We start from the raw sequence: 23,890 nt of genomic DNA, 5'->3' as shown, positions 1-23,890 counted from the left end.
CGCACGCATCCGATGCATGCGCATCTTGCGACACGGCACGCGTCGATCGACTCGTGGATCGTCGCGAAACGCGCCCACCCAGCGACGCCCACCCACCCACGCCCGCGCGGCTCAGCCGGCGGCGGCCACGGCCTCCCACGCCACGGTCTCGCCGTAGCTGCGCTTGCTGAACGGCTCGAGCCCGGCGGGCCACGTCGGTTCGGCGGAGCGCTTGCTCCGCTCGACGACCACCACGGCACCGGCGGTCAACCGCGGCACGAGCGTCTCGAGCACCTCGGCGATCTCGTGCTCGGTCACGTCGTACGGCGGATCGATGAAGACCAGGTCGAACGTGCGCACCGTCCCGCGCAGGTACCCGAGCACCGGCTGCGGCTGCACGTCGATCCGCACCCCGGGAATCCGCTGCTGCACGGCCTTCGCGTTCGCCCGGCACGCCTGCGCCGCGGCCGACGCGCGGTCGACCAGCACGACCTCGACCGCACCGCGCGACGCCGCTTCGAGCCCGAGGGCACCGGTGCCGGCGTAGAGGTCCGCGACGGAGGTGTCGTCGACGAGCCCACGGGCCTCGAGCGACGAGAACAGCGCCTCGCGCACCCGGTCGCTCGTCGGCCGGGTGCCGGACTTCGGCACACGGAGCGTCGTGTTGCCGGCGGCGCCGGCGATGATGCGGGTCATGCAGCCACCGTATCGGCCGGCGGCGTCGTCCACGGGCCGGACGGGAGGCACGTGGCACGTCGGTCGTGCCCGGTACCGTGGTGTCCGTGGTCACCACCGGAACCCCCGCTGCGCCGGCCGCGCCCGACCTCGGTCCGGCGCCCCTCGACGCGCGGCTCGCGAACGTGCTCGGTGGTCGGACCGCGTCCGCGATCCAGAAGGCGTTCGGCCACCGCACGGTGGGGGAGTTCCTCGAGCACGCACCCCGGCGCTACGCCGAGCGCGGGGCCCTGACGGCGCTCGACTCCCTGGCGATCGGCGAGCCGGTCACCATCGTGGCCGAGGTGGTCGACGTCCGCGAGCGCACGATGCGTGCCCGCCGCGGATCGATCCTCGAAGCCAAGATCGGCGACGGCAAGGGGCTGCTCACCCTGACGTTCTTCAACCAGGGCTGGCGCACCAAGGACCTGGTGCCCGGTGCCCGCGGCATCTTCTCCGGCAAGGTCAGCGACTACCGCGGTGCCCGCCAGCTCGCTCACCCGGACTACGAGCTCTTCGACCCCGACGACCCGCGTGCCACGGCCGACCCGGGTTCGGACGAAGCGATCCGGTGGTCGCGGCAGCCGATCCCGATCTACCCGGCGACGGCCTCGCTCACCTCGTGGCAGATCGCGAAGTCGATGGGGATCGTGCTCGACACCCTGCCGGACCTGCCCGACCCGGTGCCGGCCTCGGCGCGCAGCCGGCTCGACCTCGTCCCGTTCCGCCGGGCGCTCGAGCTGCTCCACCGCCCCGAGAAGGTCGCGGACTTCAAGCGCGCGCAGGACGCCCTGCGCTACCGCGAGGCGTTCGTGCTGCAGACCGCCCTGGTGCAGCGCCGGATCCGAGCCCGACGCACCGCGGCGACCCCGCGGGTGGCGGCTCCCGGTGGCATCCTCGAGCGCTTCGACGCCACCCTGCCGTTCACCCTGACCGACGACCAGCGTGCCGTCGGTGCCGAGATCGACACCGACATCGCCCGCACCTGGCCGATGCACCGGCTGGTGCAGGGCGAGGTCGGCTCCGGCAAGACCCTCGTGGCCATCCGCGCCATGCTCACGGTGGCCGAGTCCGGCGGGCAGTCCGCCCTCATCGCCCCGACCGAGGTGCTGGCCGCGCAGCACCTCCGGTCCATCGTGAAGTTCCTCGGGCCGGACCTCGCGGCCGAGCTCCGTCCGGTGATCCTGACCGGGTCGCAGTCCACCGACGAACGCCGACGGGCCTTGCTCGCCGCGGCGTCGGGCAGCTCGCGGCTGGTGGTTGGCACCCACGCCCTGCTCGGCGACCGCGTCGACTTCGCCGAGCTCGGGCTCGTGGTCGTCGACGAGCAGCACCGCTTCGGAGTCGAGCAACGTGAAGCGCTCCGGACCAAGGGCGCCACCCCGCCGCACGTCCTGGTGCTCACCGCCACCCCGATCCCGCGCACCGTCGCGATGACGGTGTTCGGCGACCTCGACGTCTCGACGATCACCGGGCTGCCCTCCGGTCGTGCCGGCGTCGAGACCTTCACGGTCCCGCTGGCGGAGCACCCCGGGTGGGAGTCCCGCATCTGGTCCCGGATGGCGGAGGAGCTCGACAAGGGGCGTCAGGCCTTCGTGGTCTGCCCCGCGATCGACGACGCCCACGCCGAGGACGACGGCGAGCCCGCGCCCGCCGAGTCCGAGGACGACGCCCCCAAGCGCGCGCCGGCGACCGTGCTCGCCACCGCCGAGCGGATGCGCACGATGCCCGTGCTCGACGGCCGGCGGATCGCGGTGCTGCACGGCCGGATGACGGCGGACGAGAAGGACCGCGTGATGACGTCCTTCGCCGCCGGCGACCTGGACGTCCTCGTCGCCACGACCGTGATCGAGGTCGGTGTCGACGTGCCGAACGCCGCGATGATGGCCGTGCTCGACGCCGATCGCTTCGGTGTCTCCCAGCTGCACCAGCTGCGCGGACGCATCGGCCGTGGGCAGTGGGCGGGCGTCTGCCTGCTCGTCACCACCGCCGAGCTCGAGACCACCTCGCGGGAGCGCGTCGACGCGGTGTCCGCCTCGGACGACGGCTTCGAGCTCGCCCGGGTCGACCTCGAGCTCCGGCGCGAGGGCGACGTGCTCGGCGAGCGGCAGTCGGGCGGCCGGTCGTCGCTGAACCTGCTGCGCGTGGTCGAGCACGCCGACCTCATCGTGGACGCCCGTGGCGAAGCCGAGCGGGTCCTCGAACCCGATCCCGAGCTCGACGGGTCCCCGGCCCTGCGTGAGGCACTGGCATGCCGCCTCGACGAGTCCGACGCGGCGTTCCTCGGCAAGAACTGACCCCGGGCCGGATGCACCGGCACGGACCGGTATCGTCGCTGCCATGGCGCAGATCGCGGTGGTCCCCGGTTCCTTCGACCCCGTCACGCTCGGGCACCTCGACGTCATCGGTCGAGCCGCCGGGCTGTTCGACGAGGTGCACGTGCTCGTGGTGCACAACCCGGACAAGAAGCCCGCGATGTTCGAGGCGGTCGACCGCGTCCGGCTCATCGAGGAGTCCCTGGCCGAGGTCGGCACGCCGGGAACGGTCCGGGTCGGGGAGTGGACCTCCGGGCTCCTCGTCGACTACTGCCGGCAGGTCGGGGCGAAGGTGCTCGTCAAGGGCGTGCGGTCGGGCGAGGACGTCGCGTACGAGACCCCGATGGCGATCATGAACCGGCACCTCGCCGACGTCGAGACCGTGTTCCTGCTGCCCGACGCCTCGCGCTCCCACGTGTCGAGCTCGCTCATCCGCCAGGTGTCGACGCTCGGCGGTGACGTCACCCCCTACGTGCCGAAGGCCGTGGCGGCGGCCCTCGCCGCACGCTGAGCCGTGCGCTGAGCCGCACGCCGAGCCGGAGGCCGAGCCGGAGGCCCGGCCGGACGACGCGCGGACACACCCCCGCCTGCCTCGACTCTCGGCTGCGTTCACGCTAGGGTTGACGATCGTGTCTTCCCACGTGAACAGCCCCTACGCCCTGCGCGTGCGCGACCTGGCGCACCGTCCGGGCGAGATGCGCGAGCACTCGCTCGACATCGTGGTGCCGGACGCGCTGGGAGCCGGTGTGATCGCGGTGCGCGAAGGTGCTCCGCTGCGCATCGACCTGCGGCTCGAGGGCCTGCACGAGGGTGTCCTCGTGTCCGGTCACGCCTCGGCCGACGCGACGGGGGAGTGCTCGCGCTGCCTCATCGACATCAGCGAGCCCGTCGAGGTCGATTTCGCCGAGCTGTTCGCGTATGATGCCTCGGAGGATTTCGACTTCTTCGTTCGCGATGACCACGTGGACTGCGAACAGGTCGTTCGAGATGCGGTGGTGCTGGCGCTGCCGTTCCAGCCGGTCTGCCGACCGGACTGCCCAGGCCTCGACCCGGTGACGGGCGAGCGACTGGCCGACCTCGATGAGCAGCCCGTTCACGAGACCCTGGACCCGCGCTGGGCAGCCCTGACCGGCATCCAGCTCGAAGAAGCCGAGCGTGCCGCCCACGGCGACATCACCGACACGAAGACCACCGAGGGCGAGGAGCGGGCCGAGGCCGAGTAGGCCCCGACACCGCCAGCCCCCGTACCGACCACCGACCAAGCGAAAGAGATTCACCATGGCCGTTCCCAAGCGCAAGCAGTCCCGTGCGAACACGCACGCCCGTCGTTCGCAGTGGAAGGCCACGCCGATCCAGCTCGTCAAGACGATCGAGAACGGTCAGGTCACCTACAGCCTCCCGCACCGCGCGAAGGTCGTCGAGGACTCGGCCGGCACCCCCCTGTACATGGAGTACAAGGGCCGCAAGGTCGCCGACGTCTGATCGGACCGAACGCATGACGACGACGTCCGGCGCCACGGGGTCCCGCCCCGTGGGGCCGGACGTCGTTCGTCTGCAGGGCCAGCTCGGGGTCGACATCGACCTCGAGCTGCTCCAGCTCGCCCTGACGCACCGCTCGTACGCCTACGAGCACGGGGGCATCAAGCACAACGAGCGCCTCGAGTTCCTCGGCGACTCGATCCTCGGCCAGGCCGTGACCGTGAAGCTCTACCGGTCCTTCCCCGACCTCGACGAGGGTGACCTCGCGAAGCGTCGCGCCAGCCTGGTGTCGACGGTCGCGCTGGCGGAGATCGCCCGGATGATCGGGCTCGGCCAGTACCTGCGCCTCGGCAAGGGCGAGGAACAGACCGGCGGCCGCGACAAGTCGTCGATCCTCGCCGACACCGTCGAGGCCGTCATCGGCGCCACCTACCTGTCCGCGGGCCCCGACCCGGCGACCGACCTGGTGCTCCGCCTGGTCGAGCCGCTGATGATCGACCCCGACCGCTTCGGCGCCGCGATGGACCCGAAGACGAGCCTGCAGGAGCTCGCGGCGAGCCTCTCGCTCGGCAACCCGGCCTACCGCGTCACCGAGACCGGCCCGGACCACGACAAGACCTTCAGCGCGACCGTCGTCTTGCAGGGCGAGGACATCGCGGTCGGCACCGGCTCGAGCAAGAAGGCGGCCGAGATGTCCGCGGCGCTCGACGCCTGGACCCGGCTGTCCGGCCGAGCGGCCTGACCGCGTGCCCGAACTCCCCGAGGTCGAGGTCGTCCGCGCCGGCCTCGAACCCGCGGTCAGCGGCGCTCGGGTGCTGCACGTCGACGTCGTGGACGAGCGCGCGCTCACCCGGCACGACGGCCCGGCCGAGGACTTCGCCGACCGCCTGACCGGTCGCACCATCGCCGCAGCGGTCCGTCGGGGCAAGTTCCTCTGGATGCCGTTGCAGCCCGAGCACGAGGGCGACCGGCCCGAAGCGCTCGTCGCCCACCTCGGCATGAGCGGCCAGATCCTGCTCGGCCGCGATCGCCCGGCGGCGAAGCACCGCCGCATCCTCATCGACGTGCAACCCGCCGGCACCGACCGCGACGGCACCGCCGAACCCGCGGTCGAGCTCGAGTTCGTCGACCAGCGCACCTTCGGCTCGATGGCGATCGACGCGATGGTGCCGACGGTCGACGGCGCCCCCGCCGGGTTCGCCGGGCACGTCGACGCATCGGACCCCGACGCCGTGTGGCGCCGGAGCGTGCCGCAGCAGGTGTCGCACATCGCCCGCGACCCGCTCGACCCCGCGTTCGACGACGACCGCTTCACCGCCATCGCCCGGAAGCGTTCGAGCGGCATCAAGCGGATCCTGCTCGACCAGGGCGTCGTGAGCGGCATCGGGAACATCTACGCCGACGAGTCCCTCTGGGCTGCGAAGCTGCACTACGACCGACCGGCCGAGCGGCTGACCCGTGCCGACCTCGCACGCCTGCTGCACGAGGTGCGCAGTGTCCTCCGGCGTGCGCTCGAGGACGGCGGGACGAGCTTCGACGCCCAGTACGTCAACGTCAACGGGCAGTCCGGGTACTTCTCGCAGCGGCTGAACGTGTACGGACAGCAGGGGAAGCCCTGTCCCCGCTGCGGCACGACGATCGTGCGCGAGGCATTCATGAACCGGTCGAGCCACATCTGTCCCGTGTGCCAACCGCGTCCCCGCGCCCGCACGCGTTAGCCTGACGCCCAGCAGCACAGCCCAGCAGCGGCCCCGCCGCAGCACGCGTGAGCACACCCGGAGACCGCATGTACTTGAAGAGCCTGACCATCAAGGGGTTCAAGTCCTTCGCGCAGCCGACGACGTTCGCGTTCGAACCGGGCGTCACGTGCATCGTCGGCCCGAACGGCTCGGGCAAGTCCAACGTCGTCGACGCCCTGGCCTGGGTGATGGGCGAGCAGGGGGCGAAGACCCTGCGCGGCGGCAAGATGGAGGACGTCATCTTCGCGGGCACATCGACCCGCGGGCCGCTCGGCCGTGCCCAGGTGCTGCTGACGATCGACAACACCGACGGGCTGCTGCCGATCGACTACTCCGAGGTGACGATCGCACGCACGTTGTTCCGCAACGGCGGCAGCGAGTACGCCATCAACGGCGAGAACTGCCGGCTGCTCGACGTGCAGGAGCTCCTGAGCGACACCGGCCTCGGCCGCGAGATGCACGTCATCGTCGGGCAGGGGCAGCTCGACAAGGTCCTGCACGCCACCCCGGAGGACCGCCGCGGCTTCATCGAGGAAGCCGCCGGCATCCTGAAGCACCGTCGCCGCAAGGAGAAGACCCTCCGGAAGCTCGACGCGATGCAGACGAACCTGACCCGCCTGTCCGACCTCGCGGGCGAGATCCGACGCCAGCTGAAGCCGCTCGGCCGCCAGGCCGAGGTCGCCCGCAAGGCCCAGTCCGTCGCCGCCGTCGCGCGGGACGCCAAGGCCCGCATCCTCGCCGACGACGTCGTCCGGCTGCGCCGCGAACTGCACGACCACCAAGAGGTCGAGGCAGGCCGCAAGTCCGAGCGAATCGTCCTGACCGAGCGACTCGACCAGACCCGGGTCCGCCAGCAGCACGTCGAGCAGAGCATGGTCGGCGACGACGTCGATCGCGCCCGGACCGTGGTGCACCGCCTGGAGAGCGTGCAGGAGCGCCTGCGCGGGCTGTCCAGCCTGGCGAACCAGCGGCTGATGTTCCTGGCGCAGCAGGCCGACGCCCCGCAGCAGGGCCCCTCGATCACCCCGGAGCGGGTGGCCGGTGTCCGTGCCGAGGCCGATCGGCTCGCCGCCCGCGCCGACGAGATGCAGGGCGGCTCCGCCGAGACCGCCCGTGCGGTGCAGGCCGCCCGTGACGCCCTCGACGCCCTCGACGAACGCATCGCCGCGCAGGCCGCCCGCGTCTCGCAGCACGACCTCGAGGCGCAGCGGCTGGCGAACGCCGTCGACGTGGCCCGGTCGAAGCGCGGGTCCACGGTGGCGGACCGTGAACGCCGCGGGCGGGCCCTCGCCGAGGCGGGCGAACGCGCCGAGCGTGCGACCGCGGCCCTCGCCGAGCTCGGTGCCGACCCGTCCGAGGGCGTCGACGACGAGGCCCTCGCCGCCACGCTCCAGGCGGCTCGTGCGCAGCTGGAGACCGCCCAGGCCACCCGCGACGAGCAGCGCGACCGGCTGCACGCCCTCGAGCGCGAGCGGGACGCCCTCGACGCGCGGGTCGCGGCGCTCGGCATGTCGATCGACGTCCGCGACGGTTCGCAGGCGCTCATCGACGCCGGACGTGCGGGCATCGTCGGCCGCCTGGCCGACGCGCTCACGGTGACGCCCGGGTTCGAGGGCGCCGTCGCCGTCGCGCTCGACGGGCTCGCGGATGCCGTCCTCGCTGATGACCGCGCGGTCGCGCTCGACGCCGTCGACCACGCCCGCTCCGCGGACATCGGTCGCATCGACGTCGTCGTCGCGGACGCCGAGGTCGCCCCCACGGACCTGCCGGACACGCTGCCGGCCGGCGTCCGCCGTGCCCTCGATCTCGTGCAGGGCCCGCCGGCGATCGCCGCGATCCTGCGGAACACCCTGATCGCAGAGACTGCCGACGACCAAGGCGCGAACGCGGACACGCTCGACCTGGAGGCCGTGCTCGCCGCCGCCCCGCACGCGACGGTCGTCACCCGGTCCGGTGACCTCGTGCGCGCCGTCCGCGTCACCGGCGGCGGGGAGCGCGTGACCTCGCGGATCGAGCTCGTCGCGGAGCGCGACGACGCTGTGACGCGACGCGACGCCATCAGGGCGGACGCCGAGGACGCAGCCACGGGCCTCCAGGCAGCACGCACCGCCGTCGAGGACGCACGCCGCCGTGCGGACGAGGCCGACGCGGCATCCCGCGCGCACGCGAAGGCGACGGCCGAGTACGACCGGGCCAGCGCCTCGACGCGGGCGAAGGCCGAGAACGCAGCGGCCGAGGTGGAGCGCCTGCGTGCCGCCCTCGCCGAGACCGACGGCGCCGTCGAGGTCGTCGACGCCGCTCTGGAAGAGGCCGAGGCGGCGCTTCGCGCGTTCACCGAGCAGGAGCGACCCGTCGTCGACGCCTCCGAGCGTCCGGGCCTGCAGGACGCACTCGAGGCCGCACGCGCCGCCGAGGTCGAGCAGCGCATCCAGGTGCAGACCGTGCGCGAGCGTGTCCGCGCCGAACGGCACCGCGCCGACCAGCTCGAACGGCAGCTCGAGGCCGAGCGCGCGGCGGCGGAGGAGGCAGCGCGTCGCGCGGTGATCCGCCGCGGGCAGATCGAGACCGCCGAAGCCGTCCTCGCCGACCTGCCGGGTGTGCTGGGCGCCGTCGACCGCTCGCTGGCCGAGGCGCGCGTGCAGCTCGCGACCGAGGACTCCGAACGGTCGAAGCGCAACACCGAACTGCAGGCGATCCGCAACGAGGAGCGCGAGCTCCGCGACCGGCTGCAGACCATCACCGACGGCGTGCACTCGCTCGAGATGCAGATCTACGAGAAGAAGCTGCACGTGTCGGGCGTGCTCGACCGGGCGCTGAGCGACCTCGGGCTGACCGAGGCCGTGCTCGTCACCGAGTACGGGCCGACCGTGCCGGTGCCGGTCGACGTGCTGGTGGACCCGCGGGTGCTGGCGCGGAAGCACCGCGACGCCGAGCGCGCGGCGGCTGCCTCGGCGGGCCTCGACGAGCCGGCGGACGGCGACACGGTGCCGGTCGACAGCGACACAGTGCCAGCGGCCGGCGACACGGTGCCGGTCGACGATGCCGACACCGACATCGCCCCCGGCGACGACGGCACTGCGGACCTCGACACCAGCCCCGGCGACGACACGGTGGCGCTCGTCGACGCCGAATCGACCCTGCCCGGCGGCCCCGCCCTGCCCGAGTTCGACGTCACCGACGAGGTCGACCCCGACGACGTCGAGACCGTGCCGTACGTCCGCGCCGAGCAGGAGCGCCGCCTGCAGGCCGCCGAACGCGACCTCGGCCGGCTCGGCAAGGTGAACCCGCTCGCGCTCGAGGAGTTCCAGGCGCTCGAGCAGCGGCACGCGTTCCTCGCCGAGCAGCTCGAGGACCTGCAGAAGACCCGCACCGACCTGATGACGATCATCGACGAGCTCGACACGAAGATGCAGACGATCTTCGAGTCGGCGTTCAACGACACGAAGGACGCCTTCGACGTCATCTTCCCGATCCTGTTCCCGGGCGGCTCCGGCTCGATCAACCTCACCGACCCGACCGACCTGCTCGGCACCGGGATCGACGTGCAGGTGAAGCCCGCCGGCAAGAAGATCGACCGCCTGACGCTGCTGTCCGGTGGCGAGCGGTCCCTGGCCGCAGTGGCGCTGCTCGTCGCGATCTTCACCGCCAGGCCGTCGCCGTTCTACATCATGGACGAGGTCGAGGCTGCCCTCGACGACGCCAACCTCGGCCGCCTGCTGACGGTGTTCGAGCGGCTCCGCGAGTCGTCGCAGCTCATCGTCATCACGCACCAGAAGCGCACGATGGAGATCGCCGACGCCCTGTACGGGGTGTCGATGCGGCAGGACGGCGTGTCCGCCGTCGTCGGCCAGCGGGTGCAGAAGCGCGAGCCCGCCGACGCGGTCGCGTAGCCGGCTGGCTGGCTGGCTGGCTGCGGTCGCGCGCCGCGAAAGCGACAGATCTCCGCCAACAGTTCGCGGCAATCTGTCGCTTTCATGGAGAGGATCGTGGGCCCGCGACGAGATCTGTCGCTTTCGTAGCTCTGGTCGCGACCACGGACAGACGGGAGGCACGGTGCCAGCTGGCACCGTGCCTCCCGTCTGTGTTGCCGCCCGTCCAGGGCGTGACGCTTACTCCGCGTCGGCCGCGACCGACTCCTTCGGCTCGCCCGTCGGGGTGAGCCCGCGCTCCTGGCGCTTCTTCGAGACGACCAGCGAGGCGGTCGTCGCGACCGCGATGGTCAGCAGGATGAAGCCCAGCGAGAACCAGATCGGGATCTCGGGCGCCCACTCGATGTGCTCGCCACCGTTGATGAACGGCAGCTCGTTGACGTGCATGGCGTGGAAGACGAGCTTCACACCGATGAAGCCGAGGATGACCGCGAGGCCCTGGCCGAGGTAGATCAGACGCTCGAGCAGCCCGGCGATCAGGAAGTACAGCTGCCGCAGCCCGAGCAACGAGAACGCGTTCGCGGTGAACACGATGAAGGCGTCCTGGGTCAGCCCGAAGATCGCGGGGATCGAGTCGAGCGCGAACAGCACGTCGGTCAGACCGATCGCGACCATGACGAGCAGCATCGGGGTGAACAGGCGCTTGCCGTCGACCTTGGTGGTCAGGCGGTCGCCGTCGTAGTGGTCCGACGTCGGGATGATGCGCTTCAGGATGCGGATCAGGCGGGAGTCGCCCTCGTCGCCGCCGTGGTCGTTGCCGCTGCGGGCCTGCGACCACGCGAGCCAGAACAGCAGCGCACCGAACAGGTAGAACACCCACGAGAAGTTCTCGATGATCGTGACGCCGAGCGCGATGAAGATGCCTCGGGCGACGAGGGCGATCGCGACGCCGACCAGCAGGACCTTCTGCTGGAACTCCTTCGGTACGGCGAAGCTCGTCATGATGATGAGGAAGACGAACAGGTTGTCGACCGACAACGCCTTCTCGGTGAGCCACCCGGCGAAGTACTCACCGCCGGCTTGTCCGCCGCCGAAGACCAGGATGCCGAAGCCGAACAGGATCGCGAGTCCGATGTAGAACACGGACCAGAACGCGGATTCGCGGATGTGTGGCACGTGCGGGGTGCGCACGTGCGAGTAGAAGTCGAACACCAGCAGGGCGAGGATGCCTGCGATGGTGAGGAGCCAGACGAAGAGTGGGACGTCCACGGTTTCCTTCAGGTAGGGCGCGCCGCTGATGTGCGGGTACGCCGAGGCCTGAAGGTCTCTTCCGCCGTGTCGCACCGGAACCGGTGCTGCACGACCGGCGCCCCGGGTCCGGATCGTTCCGGGCCGTACTGACGGGGTCACCGAGAGGGAATACTCCCCTTCGTGAGACCGAGCATACCGGGCACAGCGGACATGCGCCGCGTTCTAAGCTGGGAGCATGGCGAGTTCCTGGTCACTGTCCTCACGGCTGCGCGGCCTCTTCCAGCGCAAGACGATCGACGAGACCACGTGGGAGGACCTCGAGACCGCGCTGATCGGCGCCGACTTCGGTCCGGACATCTCCGAGGCGATCATCGAGGACCTGCACGCGCGCGTCGACCGTTACGGCACGACCGACCCGGCCGACCTGCAGCGCATGCTGCGCGAGGTGCTCGAGGAACGGCTGTCGAAGCTCGACACCACGCTCAAGCTCAGCGCGCGGCCCGCCGTCGTGCTCGTCGTCGGGGTGAACGGCGTCGGTAAGACCACGACGATCGGCAAGTTCGCGAAGTTCCTGAAGACCTACGACCGCACGGTCCTCGTCGGAGCGGCCGACACCTTCCGTGCTGCCGCGGTCGAGCAGGTCGCGACCTGGGCCGAGCGCGCCGGCGTCGACGTCGTCCGCCCCTCGCAGCCCGGGCAGGACCCGGCCTCGGTGGCGTACCAGACCGTCGAGAAGGCGATCCGCGACAACACCGAGATCGTGGTCATCGACACCGCCGGCCGCCTGCACACGAAGGCAGGCCTGATGGACGAGCTGACGAAGATCAAGCGCGTCGTCGAGAAGCAGACCGAGATCAGCGAGGTGCTCCTCGTCCTCGACGCGACCACCGGGCAGAACGGCCTGGCCCAGGCGCAGGCGTTCATCGAGGGCGCCGGGGTCACCGGTCTCGTCATCACCAAGCTCGACGGCTCCGCGAAGGCCGGGTTCGTGCTCAGCGTGCAGGAGAAGACGGGCATCCCGATCAAGCTGATCGGGCAGGGCGAGGGCATCAACGACCTGACCGGTTTCACCCCGCACGTGTTCGTGCAGAACCTCGTCGGCTGATTCCGGGTACTGTCTCCGCAGTACAGGGATCGTCCAGGTACACCGGAAGGAGCCCTTTCAATGCCAGCACTCCTGATCATCGCGATCATCGTCGGCCTCGTCCTGCTCTTCAGCGGCATCTTCGTCGGTGCGCTGAAGTTCCTGCTGTGGGTCGGGATCGTCCTCATCATCCTGGCCGTCATCGGCTGGCTCCTCAGGAGCATCCGCGGTCGCGCATAGCGCTCGCGTCGCCCTGAACGGGCGGATGGACGAACGGGAGGCACGGTGCCAGCTGGCACCGTGCCTCCCGTCTGTCCGTGGTCGCGACCAGTGCCGCCAAAGCGACAGACTGCCGCGAACTGTCGGCGGGTATCTGTCGCTTTCGCGGACCGGTGGCCGGCTTCAGACGGCCTGGCGACCCGGCGCCGCGTCGAGCAGGTGCGACAGGTGCTCGGGAACCGAGCCGCCGCGCGCGACCGTGGCGCGTGCCCACAGGCGTCCGGCGCGGTACGACGACCGGACGAGCGGGCCGGCGAGGACCCCGGCGAAGCCCATCTCCTCGGCGACCTCACGCAGCGCGACGAACTCCTCCGGCTTGACCCAGCGCGCCACCGGCAGGTGCCGCGGCGACGGGCGGAGGTACTGCGTCAACGTGATGATGTCCGTGCCGGCGTCGAACAGGCGTTGCAGGGCGTCCTCGATCTCGATGCGCTCCTCGCCCATGCCGAGGATCAGGTTCGACTTCGTGACGAGCCCGGCGTCGCGGCCCTGCGTGATGACGTCGAGGGAGCGCTCGAACGTGAACGCCGGTCGGATCCGCTTGAAGATCCGCGGCACGGTCTCGACGTTGTGGGCGAAGACCTCGGGGCGGGCGTCGAACACCTGGCCGAGCTGGTCCGGGCGGCCGTTGAAGTCCGGCACCAGGATCTCGACGCCGGTGCCGGGGGAGTGCTCGTGGATCTGGCGGATGGTCTCGGCGTAGAGCCAGGAGCCGCCGTCCGGCAGGTCGTCGCGGGCGACGCCGGTCACTGTGGCGTACTTGAGTCCCATGGACACGACCGAGTCGGCGACCCGGCGGGGCTCGTCGCGGTCGAGCGGCTCGGGCTTGCCGGTGTCGATCTGGCAGAAGTCGCACCGGCGAGTGCACTGCGAGCCGCCGATCAGGAACGTGGCCTCGCGGTCCTCCCAGCACTCGAAGATGTTCGGGCAGCCGGCCTCCTGGCAGACGGTGTGCAGCTGCTTGTCCTTGACCAGGGCGGACAGCTCGCGGAACTCCGGGCCCTGGGTGGCACGGGTCTTGATCCACCCGGGCTTCGTCTCGATCGGGGTCTCGGCGTTGCGGGCCTCGACGCGGAGCATCCGGCGGCCTTCGGGGGCGAGGGTCATACGAGGGTCTCCTGTCGTGCGGGCGCGGTGCTGGGGAACGTGGTGTCGGCGGTCGTGACGCGGGCGGTCGTGGTGCTCTGGGCGGCGCTGCCGATCCGGTGGCCGGTCCGCATGCCGTGCTCGGCGGCACGGATGCGGTCGACCACGACGTCGGCGAGGTCGGCGACCGTGACGGGACGCCCGGCGGCGGCGCTCAGCGTCGTCACCCCGGCGTCGGCGATGCCGCACGGCACGATCGCGGCGTAGGCGTCGAGTGCGTTGGCACAGTTGATCGCGATGCCGTGGGTCGTCACGCCCTCGGCGACGTGCAGCCCGATGGCGCCGACCTTGGCGGGCGGCGTGCCGTCCGCTCCGCGGAGCCAGGCGCCGCTCCGGCCGTCGACCCGCTCGGCGTGCACCCCCACGGAGGCCGCCGCGTCGATGATGACCTGCTCGAGGTCACGCACCCACGCCACGACGTCGATCGGAACGGCCAGCCGGACGATCGGGTAGGCGACGAGCTGCCCGGGGCCGTGCCAGGTGATGCGCCCGCCGCGGTCCACGTCGACCACCGGAGCTCCGTTCGTCGGCAGGTCGGACGGCTCGGTGCGTCGGCCGGCGGTGTACACGGACGGGTGCTCGCACAGTACGAGGGCCCCGGGGGAGCGGCCGGCGACGACGTCGGCGTGGAGGTCCCGCTGCAGCGCGAGTCCCTCGGCGTAGTCGAGCAGCCCGGCAGGCCGCACGATCTCGAGTTCCGGCATGCTGGCGAGCCTACGACGGTTTCTGGACGGAGTACAACAACGCGGACGACCTTGACCTGAACCGTGGTTGAGGGCTTCGGATGGCGGACATGGACATCCGCCAGGCACAGCTCGCCACCCGCTCGCTCGACGACACCGCCCGGTTCTGGGAACGGCTCGGCTGCCCGGTCGACCGCGTCGACGGAGTGGTCGAGGTCGTGGTGGGGTCGACGCGGCTCCTGTTCCGGGAGCTGCCGGGGATGACCGGTGCGCTGCACCTCGCGATCACGATCCCGACGGGCACGTTCGCCGCGGCTGCCGAGTGGATCGCCGGCATCGCGACGGTGCTGGTCGACGCCGACGGCCGTGACGAGTTCGAGGGCCCGCCGAACTGGAACTCGCGATCGGTGTACTTCGAGGGTCCGGACGAGCAGCTGCTCGAACTGATCGAGCGACGGGACCTCGCCGCGGCCGCACCCGCGTCCGGGCCCGCGTCCGCCGCACCCGCGTTCGCGTCCGCCGTCCCGCTCCTGTCGGTCAGCGAGGTCGGCATCGCCGTGCCCGACGTCCTCGGCGCCGTCGAGAAACTGCGCCGCGCCGGACTCGAGCCCTACGCCAACCCAGCAGGCGAGGGCTTCGCCGCGGTCGGCGACGTCGACGGTCTCGTCATCCTGGTGTCGCCGGAGCGGCGGTGGTTCCCGACCGCTGACCGCCTGCCGTCGACCGCGCCGGTGGTCCTCGACGTCGGGCTGGACGCCCCGGTCGAGCTCACGCCCGGCGTGCTGCTCCGCTGACCGACCGGGACCCGAGCTCCGAGCCTTGTAGAATCGACGGATCATGGCGCAATTCGGTTCACTCTCCGATCGGCTGACCGAGACCTTCCGCAATCTGCGGAGCAAGGGTCGGCTGACTCCGTCCGACGTCGACGGCACCGTCCGCGAGATCCGGCGGGCGCTCCTCGACGCCGACGTCGCGCTCGAGGTCGTCAAGGCGTTCACCGCAGCAGTGCGCGAGCGTGCCCTCTCCGACGAGGTCAACCGCGCGCTGAACCCGGCGCAGCAGGTCGTCCAGATCGTCAACGAGGAACTCGTCGGCATCCTGGGCGGGCAGCAGCGTCGCCTCGAGTTCGCGAAGAAGCCGCCGACGGTCATCATGCTCGCGGGTCTGCAGGGTGCCGGTAAGACCACCCTCGCCGGCAAGCTCGGCAAGTGGCTCAAGAAGGACGGCCACACCCCGATGCTCGTCGCGGCGGACCTCCAGCGTCCGAACGCCGTGCAGCAGCTGCAGGTCGTCGGCGAGCAGGCCGGCGTCCACGTCTTCGCTCCGGAGCCCGGCAACGGCGTCGGTGACCCGGTCAAGGTCGCCAAGAACGCCATCAAGGCCGCGGTCGACCAGCAGTACGACACCGTCATCGTGGACACCGCCGGTCGTCTCGGTGTCGATGCCGAGCTGATGAAGCAGGCCGCGAACATCCGCAAGGCCGTCGACCCCGACGAGGTCCTGTTCGTCATCGACGCGATGATCGGTCAGGACGCCGTCGTCACGGCCCGCGCGTTCCAGGAAGGCGTCGACTTCACCGGAGTCGTGCTGTCGAAGCTCGACGGCGACGCCCGCGGTGGTGCGGCGCTGTCGGTCGCCAGTGTCACGGGCCGCCCGATCATGTTCGCCTCCACCGGCGAGGGCCTCGACGACTTCGAGCCGTTCCACCCGGACCGCATGGCGAGCCGCATCCTCGACCTCGGCGACATCATGTCGCTCATCGAGCAGGCCCAGTCGGCCTTCGACGAGGACGAAGCCCGCGCGGTCGCCGAGAAGATCGCGTCCGACTCGTTCACGCTGAACGACTTCCTGCAGCAGATGCAGCAGCTCCGCAAGGCTGGCTCGATCAAGGGCATGCTCGGCATGCTCCCGGGCGCCAAGGGCATGCGCGAGGCGCTCGACAACTTCGACGAGCGCGAGATCGTGCGTACCGAGGCGATCATCCAGTCGATGACGCCGAAGGAGCGCGAACTTCCGAAGCTCCTCAACGGCTCGCGCCGACTCCGCATCGCCAAGGGTGCCGGCTCCACGGTCACCGAGGTCAACGCCCTCGTGAACCGGTTCGAGCAGGCCGCGAAGATGATGAAGACCGTCGCCCGTGGTGGCGTGCCGCAGATGCCGGGCATGGGTCCGATCCCGGGCATGCACGGCGGCAAGAAGCAGCAGCAGGGCGGCAAGAAGAAGTCGAAGGTCGGCAACCCGGCCAAGCGTGCGGCGATCGCCGCCGGTACGGCTGCCGCTCCGCAGCAGGCGCCGAAGGGCTCCGGCCTCGGCCTCGGCGGTGCCGCCAAGGGCGGCAAGGCGCCGACCGAGGAAGAGCTCGCGAGCCTGCAGAAGTTCCTGGGTCGCTAGTCGCGACCCCCTGACGGACGGGAGGCCCGGTGCCAGCTGGCACCGGGCCTCCCGTCCGTCTGCGCGCACGTCGCGACGTTCCTTCCCAGAACGGGCGCGATGGAAAGCGGAATCGGGCGTACCTGGTCGAAAGAAACGACCCGGTGCGCCCGGAACGACTAGGTGTGCCCGGAGCGACCAGGTCGGTGGGCGCGGACGGGAGGCGCGGGGCGGGCTCGTGACGTTCTTTCCCAGAACAGCCGCGATGGAAAGCGGAATCGGGCGTACCTGGTCGGAAGAAACGACCCGGTACGCCCGATTCGACCAGCTACGCGGAACGGCCCGGGGTCACAGGGACTCGCGGAACTCCGTGACCAGGTGGCGGACGACCTCGCGCAGGTCACCGCCGTGCTCCTGCGCGACCCGGAGCTGCCGCTGGTACGAGGCCCCGTTCGCGATCATCGTGTCGAGGTGGTGCAGTTCCTGCTGGCAGCCGAGCCGCTCGGCCACCGGGTCGAGCCGCTGCACCAGGTCGTGCACCTCGTCGGTCACGAGCCGCTCGTCGCCGGCGGCGTTCGTGATGATCTCGGCCTCCATGCCGTAGCGGGCGGCGCGCCACTTGTTCTCGCGGATGAACCACGGCTGCATCGTCGGCAGGGTCTCGCCGGCGTCGAGCCGGTCGGACATCGCGGTGACCAGGCACTGCACGAGCGCGGTCACGGCGCCGACCTCGTGCAGGGTCGAGATGCCGTCGGACACGCGGTTCTCGAGCGTGCCCCACTTCGGTGAGGGGCGGATGTCCCACCGCAGGTCCTTCACGCTGTCGATGACGCCCGTGTGCGTGAGGTCGCTCACGACCTCTTCGAAGTTCGCCCAGGCACCGAGTGCGGGCGGCAGGCCACCGGTCGGCAGCTGCTGGAACATGAGGGCCCGGTTCGAGGCGTACCCGGTGTCGATGCCGGCCCAGAAGGGGCTCGATGCGGTGAAGGCCTGCAGGTGCGGGACGTACGCGAGCATCGCGCCGAGGATCGGCAGGGCCTTGTCGCGGTCGTCGATGCCGACGTGCACATGGACGCCCCAGATGAGCATCTGCCGACCCCACCAGCGCGTCCGGTCGATCAGGGTCGTGTAGTGCTCGCTGTCCGGGGTGATCTCCTGCTGGTCCCAGACGGCGAACGGATGCGTGCCGGAGCACATGACCTGGGCATCGAGCGGCTCGGCGGCGTCGATGACCTCGCCGATGATGCCGGACAGTTCGCTCGTGGCGTCGCTGACCCGCGCGTGCACGCTGGAGACGACCTCGACGGTGTTGGTCAGGAGCTCCTCGGTCACCCGCTCGCGATCGCCGAGTCGTTCGTGCACGGCCGCGATGACGGCAGGGGCACGGGGCGCGAGGTCACCGGTCGACAGATCGACCAGCGGGAGCTCCCACTCGACGCCGATGGTCGACGGAGGGGACTCGGTGAAGCGGATGTCCATGCTGTACATCCTGCCCGGAAGGTTGTCGGACACGCACAACGACGGCGGCTTCTGGTCGTGCGGATCCGATTCACAGTAGTTCCACACCGGGCGTACCGTTGATATGTACAGAGCAGGAAGAGGTACGCATGCAGTTGGTCGTGCGCGGCACGTCCGCACCCCTCGTCGGGGAACTCGACGTCCCCGTCTCGAAGTACCACGCGCACCGCGCGCTGGTGCTCGCGTCGCTGGCGAAGGGGACGAGCATCGTCTCCGGCATCAGCGCCACCCGCCAGGTCGAGTGGACCGTCGGCACGCTCCGCGCCCTCGGCGTCGACGTGAAGCGTCGCGGGGACGAGTACCACGTCACCGGGCTCGGCGGCCGGTACGAGGCCACCGACGTCGTCGACCACGGGTCCCGTGGCGCCGACGGCGTCCTGAACATGGGGTCCTCCGGCACCACGCTCTACTTCATGACGGGTCTGGCGTCGCTCGCCGACAAGCCGATGACGCTCGTGGGCATGAAGTACTTCCAGCGCCGGCCCATCAAGGCACTGCTGACCTCGCTGACCCAGATGGGCATCGAGCTCGAGGCGACGAACGACTGCCCGCCCGTGACCGTCCAGCCGAGGCGCCCCCGCGGCGGCGACGTCACGATCGCCGGCACCCTGTCGCAGTGGGTCTCCGGCCTGCTCCTCGTGGCCCCGTTCGCCGAGCAGGAGACCCGGATCCACATCACCGGCGACCGGCTCAACGAGCAGCCCTACGTCGAACTGACCGTCCGGATGATGCGGGAGTTCGGCCTGACGGTCGAGGTCTCCGACGACTGGCTCGAGTACCGGATCCCGGCGAACCAGCAGGCCACCCCGCACGACTACGTCATCCCGCCGGACATCGGCTCCGCCGCGTTCGGCATCGCCGCGGCCGGCATCCGCGAGTCGAACCTGCTCCTGCGCGGCATGACGGCCTTCACCACCGCCGAGACCGACCACCCGGAGAGCGAGTTCCTCGACCTCGCGACGGCGATGGGCGTCCCGATGCGGATCGACGAGGAGACCGGGTTCGTGCGTATCGAGCACGACGGTTCCCCGCTGCGACCGCTCGACATCGATTGCCAACCGATCCCCGACTTGCTGCCGGTCCTGTCGACCATGGCCACCTTCGCCGAGGGCACCACCCGGCTCTGGAACGTCGCCCACATCCGGTTGAAGGAGTCCGACCGCGTCGCGGCGATGCTGCAGCTCAACCGCATGGGTGGCCGGGCCGAGCAGGGTGCCGACGAACTCCGCGTCACCGGGGTCGGGGCCGAGGGACTCCACGGCGCGCAGATGTCGTCGTTCAACGACCACCGGGTCCTGATGTCGCTCGCCGTCGCCGCCTCGAAGGCGCGCGGCACCTCGGGGCTGACCTACCCGCGGGCTTACCGGATCTCGTACCCGACGTTCCTCGAGGCGATGAACTCCGTCGGCCTCGACATGGAGGTCGGCGACGCCCTCGCCGCGCAGATCGCCCGCGACGACCGGGCCGACGCGGCCGAGGCCGCCGCGATCGCCGACGCACGCACCGACCTCGGCGAGCGCACCGATGGCGAGCGCGCCGATGGCGAGCGCACCGATGGCGAGCGCACCGTTGGTGAGCGCGCCGATGGCGAGCGCGCCGACCTCGACGAGCAGCAGCTGGCCGCGCCCACGACCCCGGAGCCGCTCGCGCTCGCCGGTGTCGACGCCGACCCCCTCGTGCTGAGCGAGAAGGTCCGCGCGCTCGCGACGACCGATCCCGACGGCCTCGCGGTCATCGAGGTCGGCGGCGCAGCACCCGTGAACACCACGTGGCGGGAACTGCAGGACGAGGCCGACAAGGTCTCCGCGCTCCTGCTCGAGCTCGGGGTCCGCAGGGGCGAGTCGGTCGCCATGCAGTTGCCGAACTGGCGCGAGTTCGTCTCCATCACCCTCGGGGCGATCCAGATCGGGGCCGTCGCGACGCCGATCATGCCGGTGTTCGGTCCGCGAGAGACGACGATGACGCTCGCCCGGTCCCGCGCCCGTGTGGTGTTCCTGCCGAACGTGTTCCGCAAGCGCCGGCCCGCGCTCGAGCTCCTCGACGTCATCGACGAGGCGAAGGCCCAGCAGCGCCGGCTGTCGGTCGAGCACGTGATCGTGCTCCGGTCCGAGGCGCGCGGCCAGGTCGACGCCCCGACGAACCAGCCGCCGCTGCCGGCCGACGCCCTGGACCGGGTGGCCACGAGCGACTGGCACTGGCGCTACTTCGACAACGCCCTCGACGCCGTGCACGTGGACGTCGACGAGATCACCTCGCGCGCGCCGGGCCCGGACGACGTCTGCCAGCTGCTGTTCACGAGCGGCACGACGGGGGAGCCGAAGGGCGTGCAGCACCCGCACCGCACCCTCGGGCTGGCCACGGCCATGCACGTCGCGCAGTCGGGCTTGACGAGCGCGGACCGGATCTACATCCCGTCGCCGCTCGCGCACCAGACCGGGTTCCTGTACGGCATGCTGCTGGCGTTCCGGCTCGGTGCGCCGCAGGTCATCCAGCCGGTGTGGGACGGCACCGTCGCGCTCGAGCAGGCGTTCGGCGTCGCGAAGGCGTCGTTCGTGCAGTGTGCGACCCCGTTCCTGACCGACCTCGTCGACCTGGTCGAAGCCGGTGCCGCCCAGCCCGAGTCGCTGCGGATCTTCGTGCCGACCGGTGCCGCGGTGCCCCGGGCCCTCGCCCAGCGGGCCGCGACGGTGCTCGGCACGGCCATCCTCGGCGCGTTCGGTACGAGCGAGACCTGCCTCGGCGCCCTGTCCAGCCCGATCGACGACCCGGCGGCAGCGTACGGGCACGACGGTCGTGCGCTGCCGGGCATCCGGATCCGGATCGTCGACGACGAGGGCCACGAGCTCCCCGCCGACACCGAGGGCAACTTCGAGCTGCACTCGCCGACGATGTTCGACGGGTACCTCGACCGCCAGGACCTGACCGACGACGTCTTCACCGAGGACGGCTGGTACAAGACCGGCGACCTGGCGAAGGTCGACGCGAACGGCTTCCTGTCGATCACCGGCCGGATCAAGGACGTCATCAACCGCGGTGGCGAGAAGATCCCGGTCGTCGAGATCGAGAACCTGCTCTACCAGCACCCCCTGGTCACCGACGTGGCGATCGTCGCGATGCCGGACGCCCGACTCGGTGAGCGTGCGTGCGCGTTCGTCGTGCCGGCCGCCGGCGTGGAGCGGCTCGACTTCGCGGCGATGCAGCAGGCGCTCGACAAGGCGGGCGTGAGCAAGTACTACTGGCCAGAGCGGCTCGAGTCCATCGACGAACTGCCGCGCAACGCCGTCGGCAAGGTCCAGAAGAACGTCCTGCGTGAGCAGGCAGCCGCGCTCGTCGCCGCGAGCACCACGAAGGAGAACGAGACACGATGACGCTGGTCATGGAAACCGCCACCGAATCCGCCTTCCAGCAGCTCAAGGCCGAGGTCGCCGAGTGGGTCCGCGGCCGCGGTGAGGAGTGGGCGGACGAGATCGAGCGCACCGGCCGGGTCGCCCCGGAGCTGTTCCAGGAGCTCAAGGACAACGGGTGGCTCAGCCTCGCCGCCCCGACCGAGCTCGGCGGACGGGCCATCCCGTTCTCGCGCTACCTCGAGATCATGGAGATCGTCTCGCGTTCGCACGCGTCGATCCGGATGCTCGTGCACGTCATCAACGGCACGTGGCGCGCGATGGCCCCCTACGCGACGCCGGAGCAGATCGAGCAGGTCGTGAAGCCGAGCGTCGCGGGCGACAAGCTCGTCGCGTTCACCCTGACCGAGGCCACGGCCGGCACCGGCGCGGACATCCGCACCACCGTCCGCCGCGAGGGCGACACCTACGTCATGAACGGTGAGAAGCACCTCATCACGTTCGGCGTGCAGGCCGACTACTGGCTCATCGCCGCCCGCCTCGAGGGCACCAGCGGCCAGGACGGCACGGTCGCGTTCCTCATGCCGAACAGCGGGCTGCCGGGTGCCGAGGTGATCGACGACTCCGACACCATGGGCATCCGTGGTACCGACCACGCGATCCTGCGCTTCACCGACGTGCCCGTGCCGGCCAGTGCGCTGCTCGGTGCCGAGGGCCAGGGGCTCGAGGTCGCGCTCGGCGGCTTCCTGCTGCCGAGTCGCGTGTCCGTCGCGATGAGCGCCGTCGGCCTCGCCGAGCGCGCGAACGAGCTCGCCGTCGAGTACGCGAACAAGCGGGAGACCTTCGGCAAGCAGCTCTCCAGCCGCCAGGCGATCCAGTTCTACCTGGCCGAGAACTACGCCGACATCGCCGCCGCCCGCGCCCTGGTGCTCGAGGCCGCCCGCGCCTACGAGGAGGACCGCCCCGACGCGGGCACGCTGTCCAGCGCCTCGAAGATGGTCGCGGTCGACATGCTCGCCCGCGTCACCGACAAGGCCCTGCAGGTGCACGGCGGCCAGGGCTACTGGAAGCGCAACGCGATCGAGCGCGTCTACCGCGACGCGCGCGCGCAGCGCTTCGAAGAGGGCACCAACGAGATCCAGAAGCTGGTCGTCGGCCGCGCCGTCGTCACCGGCAAGGCCGGGTTCTAGACAGCAACCACCCACCGGACGGGAGGCCCGTGGCGGGCCCGCCACGCGCCTCCCGTCCCTCCCCACGCACGTAGAGGACCGCAGTGACCGACAACACCAACGCACCCATCGCACTGATCACGGGCGCTTCGCGCGGCATCGGCCGCCTGCTCGCGCAGAAGCTCGGCCAGCGCGGCGTGACCGTCGTGGTCACGTACAAGGGCAACGCCGACCTGGCCGAGGAATCCCTGGCCGACGTCAAGGCCGCCGGCGGCGACGGGATCACCGCGCAGGTCGACATCGAGCAGCCGGAGTCGATCGACGCCCTGTTCGACCTGGTGCGGGACACCTACGGTCGCCTCGACCACTTCGTCGCGAACGCCGCCGCCAGCGCGTTCAAGCCGGTCAAGGAACTGAAGCTGCACCACCTGGACCGCAGCTACGCCACCAACGCCCGCTCGTTCGTGCTCGGGGCGCAGCGTGCGGCCGAGCTGATGGACCGCGGTGGGCGCATCGTCGTCGTGACCTCGTACGGATCGCTCCGCGCGTTCCCGACCTACGCCGCGCTCGGCGCCGCGAAGGCCATGAGCGAGTCGTACATGAAGTACATGGCGGTCGAGTTCGGTCCGCGCCAGATCACGGTGAACGCGGTCAACGGTGGTCTGATCGACACCGACTCGCTCGAGTACTTCTACACGAAGGTCCCCGGCCAGGCGCCGATCGACTCGGTGTTCGAGAAGCTCCCGCTGCAGCGCCCCGGTACCGCCGACGACATGGCCGACGCGGTGGACTTCCTGCTGTCCGACAAGGCCGGGTACATCACCGGGCAGGTGCTGTCGGTCGACGGCGGTCTGACCGTGATCGCCCCGCCGTTCTGGGCGGACACGACGTCGCCGCTGCGCGACGCGGTGCTCCCTGCTGACGACGCGGCTGTCGACGCGGCAGAGTAGG

The 23,890-nt window shown here is 70.9% G+C and carries 19 protein-coding genes; 14 read left to right on the top strand and 5 right to left on the bottom strand.

The window, feature by feature from the left end; translation table 11 throughout:
* Window positions 1–111: 111 nt before the first annotated feature.
* Window positions 112–675 (bottom strand): RsmD family RNA methyltransferase, encoded by a 564-nt coding sequence (locus tag EDF48_RS10625; protein WP_123294845.1) that lies wholly within the window; start codon window positions 673–675, stop codon window positions 112–114.
* A gap of 86 nt (window positions 676–761) precedes the next feature.
* On the opposite strand from EDF48_RS10625, the gene EDF48_RS10620 reads away from it, so the two are divergent.
* The 7 genes from EDF48_RS10620 (at window position 762) to EDF48_RS10590 (ending at window position 10,116) form a co-directional block, all read left to right on the top strand.
* On the top strand, window positions 762–2,990 hold the full coding sequence (locus EDF48_RS10620) for an ATP-dependent DNA helicase RecG (protein ID WP_131879839.1): 2,229 nt from the start codon (window positions 762–764) through the stop codon (window positions 2,988–2,990).
* A 43-nt stretch (window positions 2,991–3,033) separates the two neighbouring features.
* Window positions 3,034–3,519 (top strand): pantetheine-phosphate adenylyltransferase, encoded by a 486-nt coding sequence (gene coaD / locus EDF48_RS10615; RefSeq protein WP_111086053.1) that lies wholly within the window; start codon window positions 3,034–3,036, stop codon window positions 3,517–3,519.
* Between the two features lie 130 nt (window positions 3,520–3,649).
* A complete protein-coding gene (locus EDF48_RS10610) occupies window positions 3,650–4,231 on the top strand; it encodes a DUF177 domain-containing protein (protein WP_131879917.1) in 582 nt (193 codons plus the stop codon).
* Window positions 4,232–4,286: 55 nt separating this feature from the next.
* Window positions 4,287–4,490: a 50S ribosomal protein L32 gene (gene rpmF / locus EDF48_RS10605; protein ID WP_017888273.1), complete on the top strand. Its 204-nt coding sequence runs from the start codon at window positions 4,287–4,289 to the stop codon at window positions 4,488–4,490.
* Between the two features lie 13 nt (window positions 4,491–4,503).
* Complete coding sequence (gene rnc, locus EDF48_RS10600) at window positions 4,504–5,229, top strand: ribonuclease III (protein WP_228506018.1); 726 nt, start codon at window positions 4,504–4,506, stop codon at window positions 5,227–5,229.
* A gap of 4 nt (window positions 5,230–5,233) precedes the next feature.
* Complete coding sequence (gene mutM / locus EDF48_RS10595; protein ID WP_131879837.1) at window positions 5,234–6,205, top strand: bifunctional DNA-formamidopyrimidine glycosylase/DNA-(apurinic or apyrimidinic site) lyase; 972 nt, start codon at window positions 5,234–5,236, stop codon at window positions 6,203–6,205.
* Window positions 6,206–6,252: 47 nt separating this feature from the next.
* Complete coding sequence (locus EDF48_RS10590; protein WP_243698087.1) at window positions 6,253–10,116, top strand: AAA family ATPase; 3,864 nt, start codon at window positions 6,253–6,255, stop codon at window positions 10,114–10,116.
* A 219-nt stretch (window positions 10,117–10,335) separates the two neighbouring features.
* Here the strand turns inward: EDF48_RS10590 and EDF48_RS10585 are convergent, their stop codons facing one another.
* Window positions 10,336–11,364 carry a TerC family protein gene (locus tag EDF48_RS10585; protein ID WP_111086101.1) on the bottom strand — a complete coding sequence of 343 codons (1,029 nt, stop codon included), beginning with the start codon at window positions 11,362–11,364 and terminating at the stop codon, window positions 10,336–10,338.
* Between the two features lie 217 nt (window positions 11,365–11,581).
* On the opposite strand from EDF48_RS10585, the gene ftsY reads away from it, so the two are divergent.
* Together ftsY and EDF48_RS19105 are read left to right on the top strand one after the other, a co-directional pair.
* Window positions 11,582–12,451: a signal recognition particle-docking protein FtsY gene (gene ftsY / locus EDF48_RS10580; protein ID WP_111086057.1), complete on the top strand. Its 870-nt coding sequence runs from the start codon at window positions 11,582–11,584 to the stop codon at window positions 12,449–12,451.
* A gap of 60 nt (window positions 12,452–12,511) precedes the next feature.
* The gene (locus tag EDF48_RS19105; RefSeq protein ID WP_139199230.1) at window positions 12,512–12,670 is read left to right on the top strand and encodes a DUF4175 domain-containing protein; all 159 of its coding nucleotides are present in this window, start codon (window positions 12,512–12,514) and stop codon (window positions 12,668–12,670) included.
* Between the two features lie 162 nt (window positions 12,671–12,832).
* Here the strand turns inward: EDF48_RS19105 and lipA are convergent, their stop codons facing one another.
* Together lipA and lipB are read right to left on the bottom strand one after the other, a co-directional pair.
* Complete coding sequence (gene lipA / locus EDF48_RS10575; protein WP_111086058.1) at window positions 12,833–13,816, bottom strand: lipoyl synthase; 984 nt, start codon at window positions 13,814–13,816, stop codon at window positions 12,833–12,835.
* Entirely contained in the window at window positions 13,813–14,559 is a 747-nt protein-coding gene (lipB, locus tag EDF48_RS10570) for a lipoyl(octanoyl) transferase LipB (RefSeq protein ID WP_131879835.1), read from the bottom strand. The genes lipA and lipB overlap by 4 nt, the downstream gene beginning before the upstream one ends.
* A gap of 89 nt (window positions 14,560–14,648) precedes the next feature.
* On the opposite strand from lipB, the gene EDF48_RS10565 reads away from it, so the two are divergent.
* On the top strand, window positions 14,649–15,332 hold the full coding sequence (locus EDF48_RS10565; protein ID WP_131879833.1) for a hypothetical protein: 684 nt from the start codon (window positions 14,649–14,651) through the stop codon (window positions 15,330–15,332).
* 43 nt (window positions 15,333–15,375) lie between these two features.
* Window positions 15,376–16,929 carry a signal recognition particle protein gene (ffh, locus tag EDF48_RS10560; protein WP_123294804.1) on the top strand — a complete coding sequence of 518 codons (1,554 nt, stop codon included), beginning with the start codon at window positions 15,376–15,378 and terminating at the stop codon, window positions 16,927–16,929.
* Between the two features lie 327 nt (window positions 16,930–17,256).
* On the opposite strand, the gene EDF48_RS10555 is transcribed toward ffh, so the two are convergent.
* Window positions 17,257–18,396: a glutamate--cysteine ligase gene (locus EDF48_RS10555; RefSeq protein WP_207913250.1), complete on the bottom strand. Its 1,140-nt coding sequence runs from the start codon at window positions 18,394–18,396 to the stop codon at window positions 17,257–17,259.
* Between the two features lie 119 nt (window positions 18,397–18,515).
* Here EDF48_RS10555 and aroA point away from each other — a divergent pair, with 119 nt between their 5' ends.
* The 3 genes from aroA to EDF48_RS10540 all read left to right on the top strand — a co-directional run bounded on the left by aroA (window position 18,516) and on the right by EDF48_RS10540 (window position 23,889).
* On the top strand, window positions 18,516–21,794 hold the full coding sequence (aroA, locus tag EDF48_RS10550; protein WP_131879829.1) for a 3-phosphoshikimate 1-carboxyvinyltransferase: 3,279 nt from the start codon (window positions 18,516–18,518) through the stop codon (window positions 21,792–21,794).
* Window positions 21,791–22,960 (top strand): acyl-CoA dehydrogenase family protein, encoded by a 1,170-nt coding sequence (locus tag EDF48_RS10545; protein WP_131879827.1) that lies wholly within the window; start codon window positions 21,791–21,793, stop codon window positions 22,958–22,960. The genes aroA and EDF48_RS10545 overlap by 4 nt, the downstream gene beginning before the upstream one ends.
* Window positions 22,961–23,043: 83 nt before the next feature.
* Window positions 23,044–23,889, top strand: coding sequence for an SDR family oxidoreductase (locus EDF48_RS10540; protein WP_131879825.1), 846 nt, complete (start codon window positions 23,044–23,046; stop codon window positions 23,887–23,889).
* The last annotated feature ends 1 nt before the right edge of the window (window position 23,890 follow it).

Origin of the sequence: Curtobacterium sp. PhB191 (assembly GCF_004346515.1) — a bacterium.
GTDB lineage: Bacteria > Actinomycetota > Actinomycetes > Actinomycetales > Microbacteriaceae > Curtobacterium.
Note: the sequence above shows the minus strand (reverse complement) of the source record. Positions and strands in the feature narration are given on the sequence as shown.

Excerpts from the sequence above, each read along its gene's own strand:
- rnc (WP_228506018.1), top strand. The coding sequence starts at position 4,504 with ATGACGACGACGTCCGGCGCCACGGGGTCCCGCCCCGTGGGGCCGGAC.
- ffh (WP_123294804.1), top strand. The coding sequence starts at position 15,376 with ATGGCGCAATTCGGTTCACTCTCCGATCGGCTGACCGAGACCTTCCGC.
- lipB (WP_131879835.1), bottom strand. The coding sequence starts at position 14,559 with ATGCCGGAACTCGAGATCGTGCGGCCTGCCGGGCTGCTCGACTACGCC.
- EDF48_RS10625 (WP_123294845.1), bottom strand. The coding sequence starts at position 675 with ATGACCCGCATCATCGCCGGCGCCGCCGGCAACACGACGCTCCGTGTG.
- EDF48_RS10545 (WP_131879827.1), top strand. The coding sequence starts at position 21,791 with ATGACGCTGGTCATGGAAACCGCCACCGAATCCGCCTTCCAGCAGCTC.
- lipA (WP_111086058.1), bottom strand. The coding sequence starts at position 13,816 with ATGACCCTCGCCCCCGAAGGCCGCCGGATGCTCCGCGTCGAGGCCCGC.
- EDF48_RS10565 (WP_131879833.1), top strand. The coding sequence starts at position 14,649 with ATGGACATCCGCCAGGCACAGCTCGCCACCCGCTCGCTCGACGACACC.
- ftsY (WP_111086057.1), top strand. The coding sequence starts at position 11,582 with ATGGCGAGTTCCTGGTCACTGTCCTCACGGCTGCGCGGCCTCTTCCAG.
- EDF48_RS19105 (WP_139199230.1), top strand. The coding sequence starts at position 12,512 with ATGCCAGCACTCCTGATCATCGCGATCATCGTCGGCCTCGTCCTGCTC.
- EDF48_RS10555 (WP_207913250.1), bottom strand. The coding sequence starts at position 18,396 with ATGTACAGCATGGACATCCGCTTCACCGAGTCCCCTCCGTCGACCATC.
- aroA (WP_131879829.1), top strand. The coding sequence starts at position 18,516 with ATGCAGTTGGTCGTGCGCGGCACGTCCGCACCCCTCGTCGGGGAACTC.
- coaD (WP_111086053.1), top strand. The coding sequence starts at position 3,034 with ATGGCGCAGATCGCGGTGGTCCCCGGTTCCTTCGACCCCGTCACGCTC.
- rpmF (WP_017888273.1), top strand. The coding sequence starts at position 4,287 with ATGGCCGTTCCCAAGCGCAAGCAGTCCCGTGCGAACACGCACGCCCGT.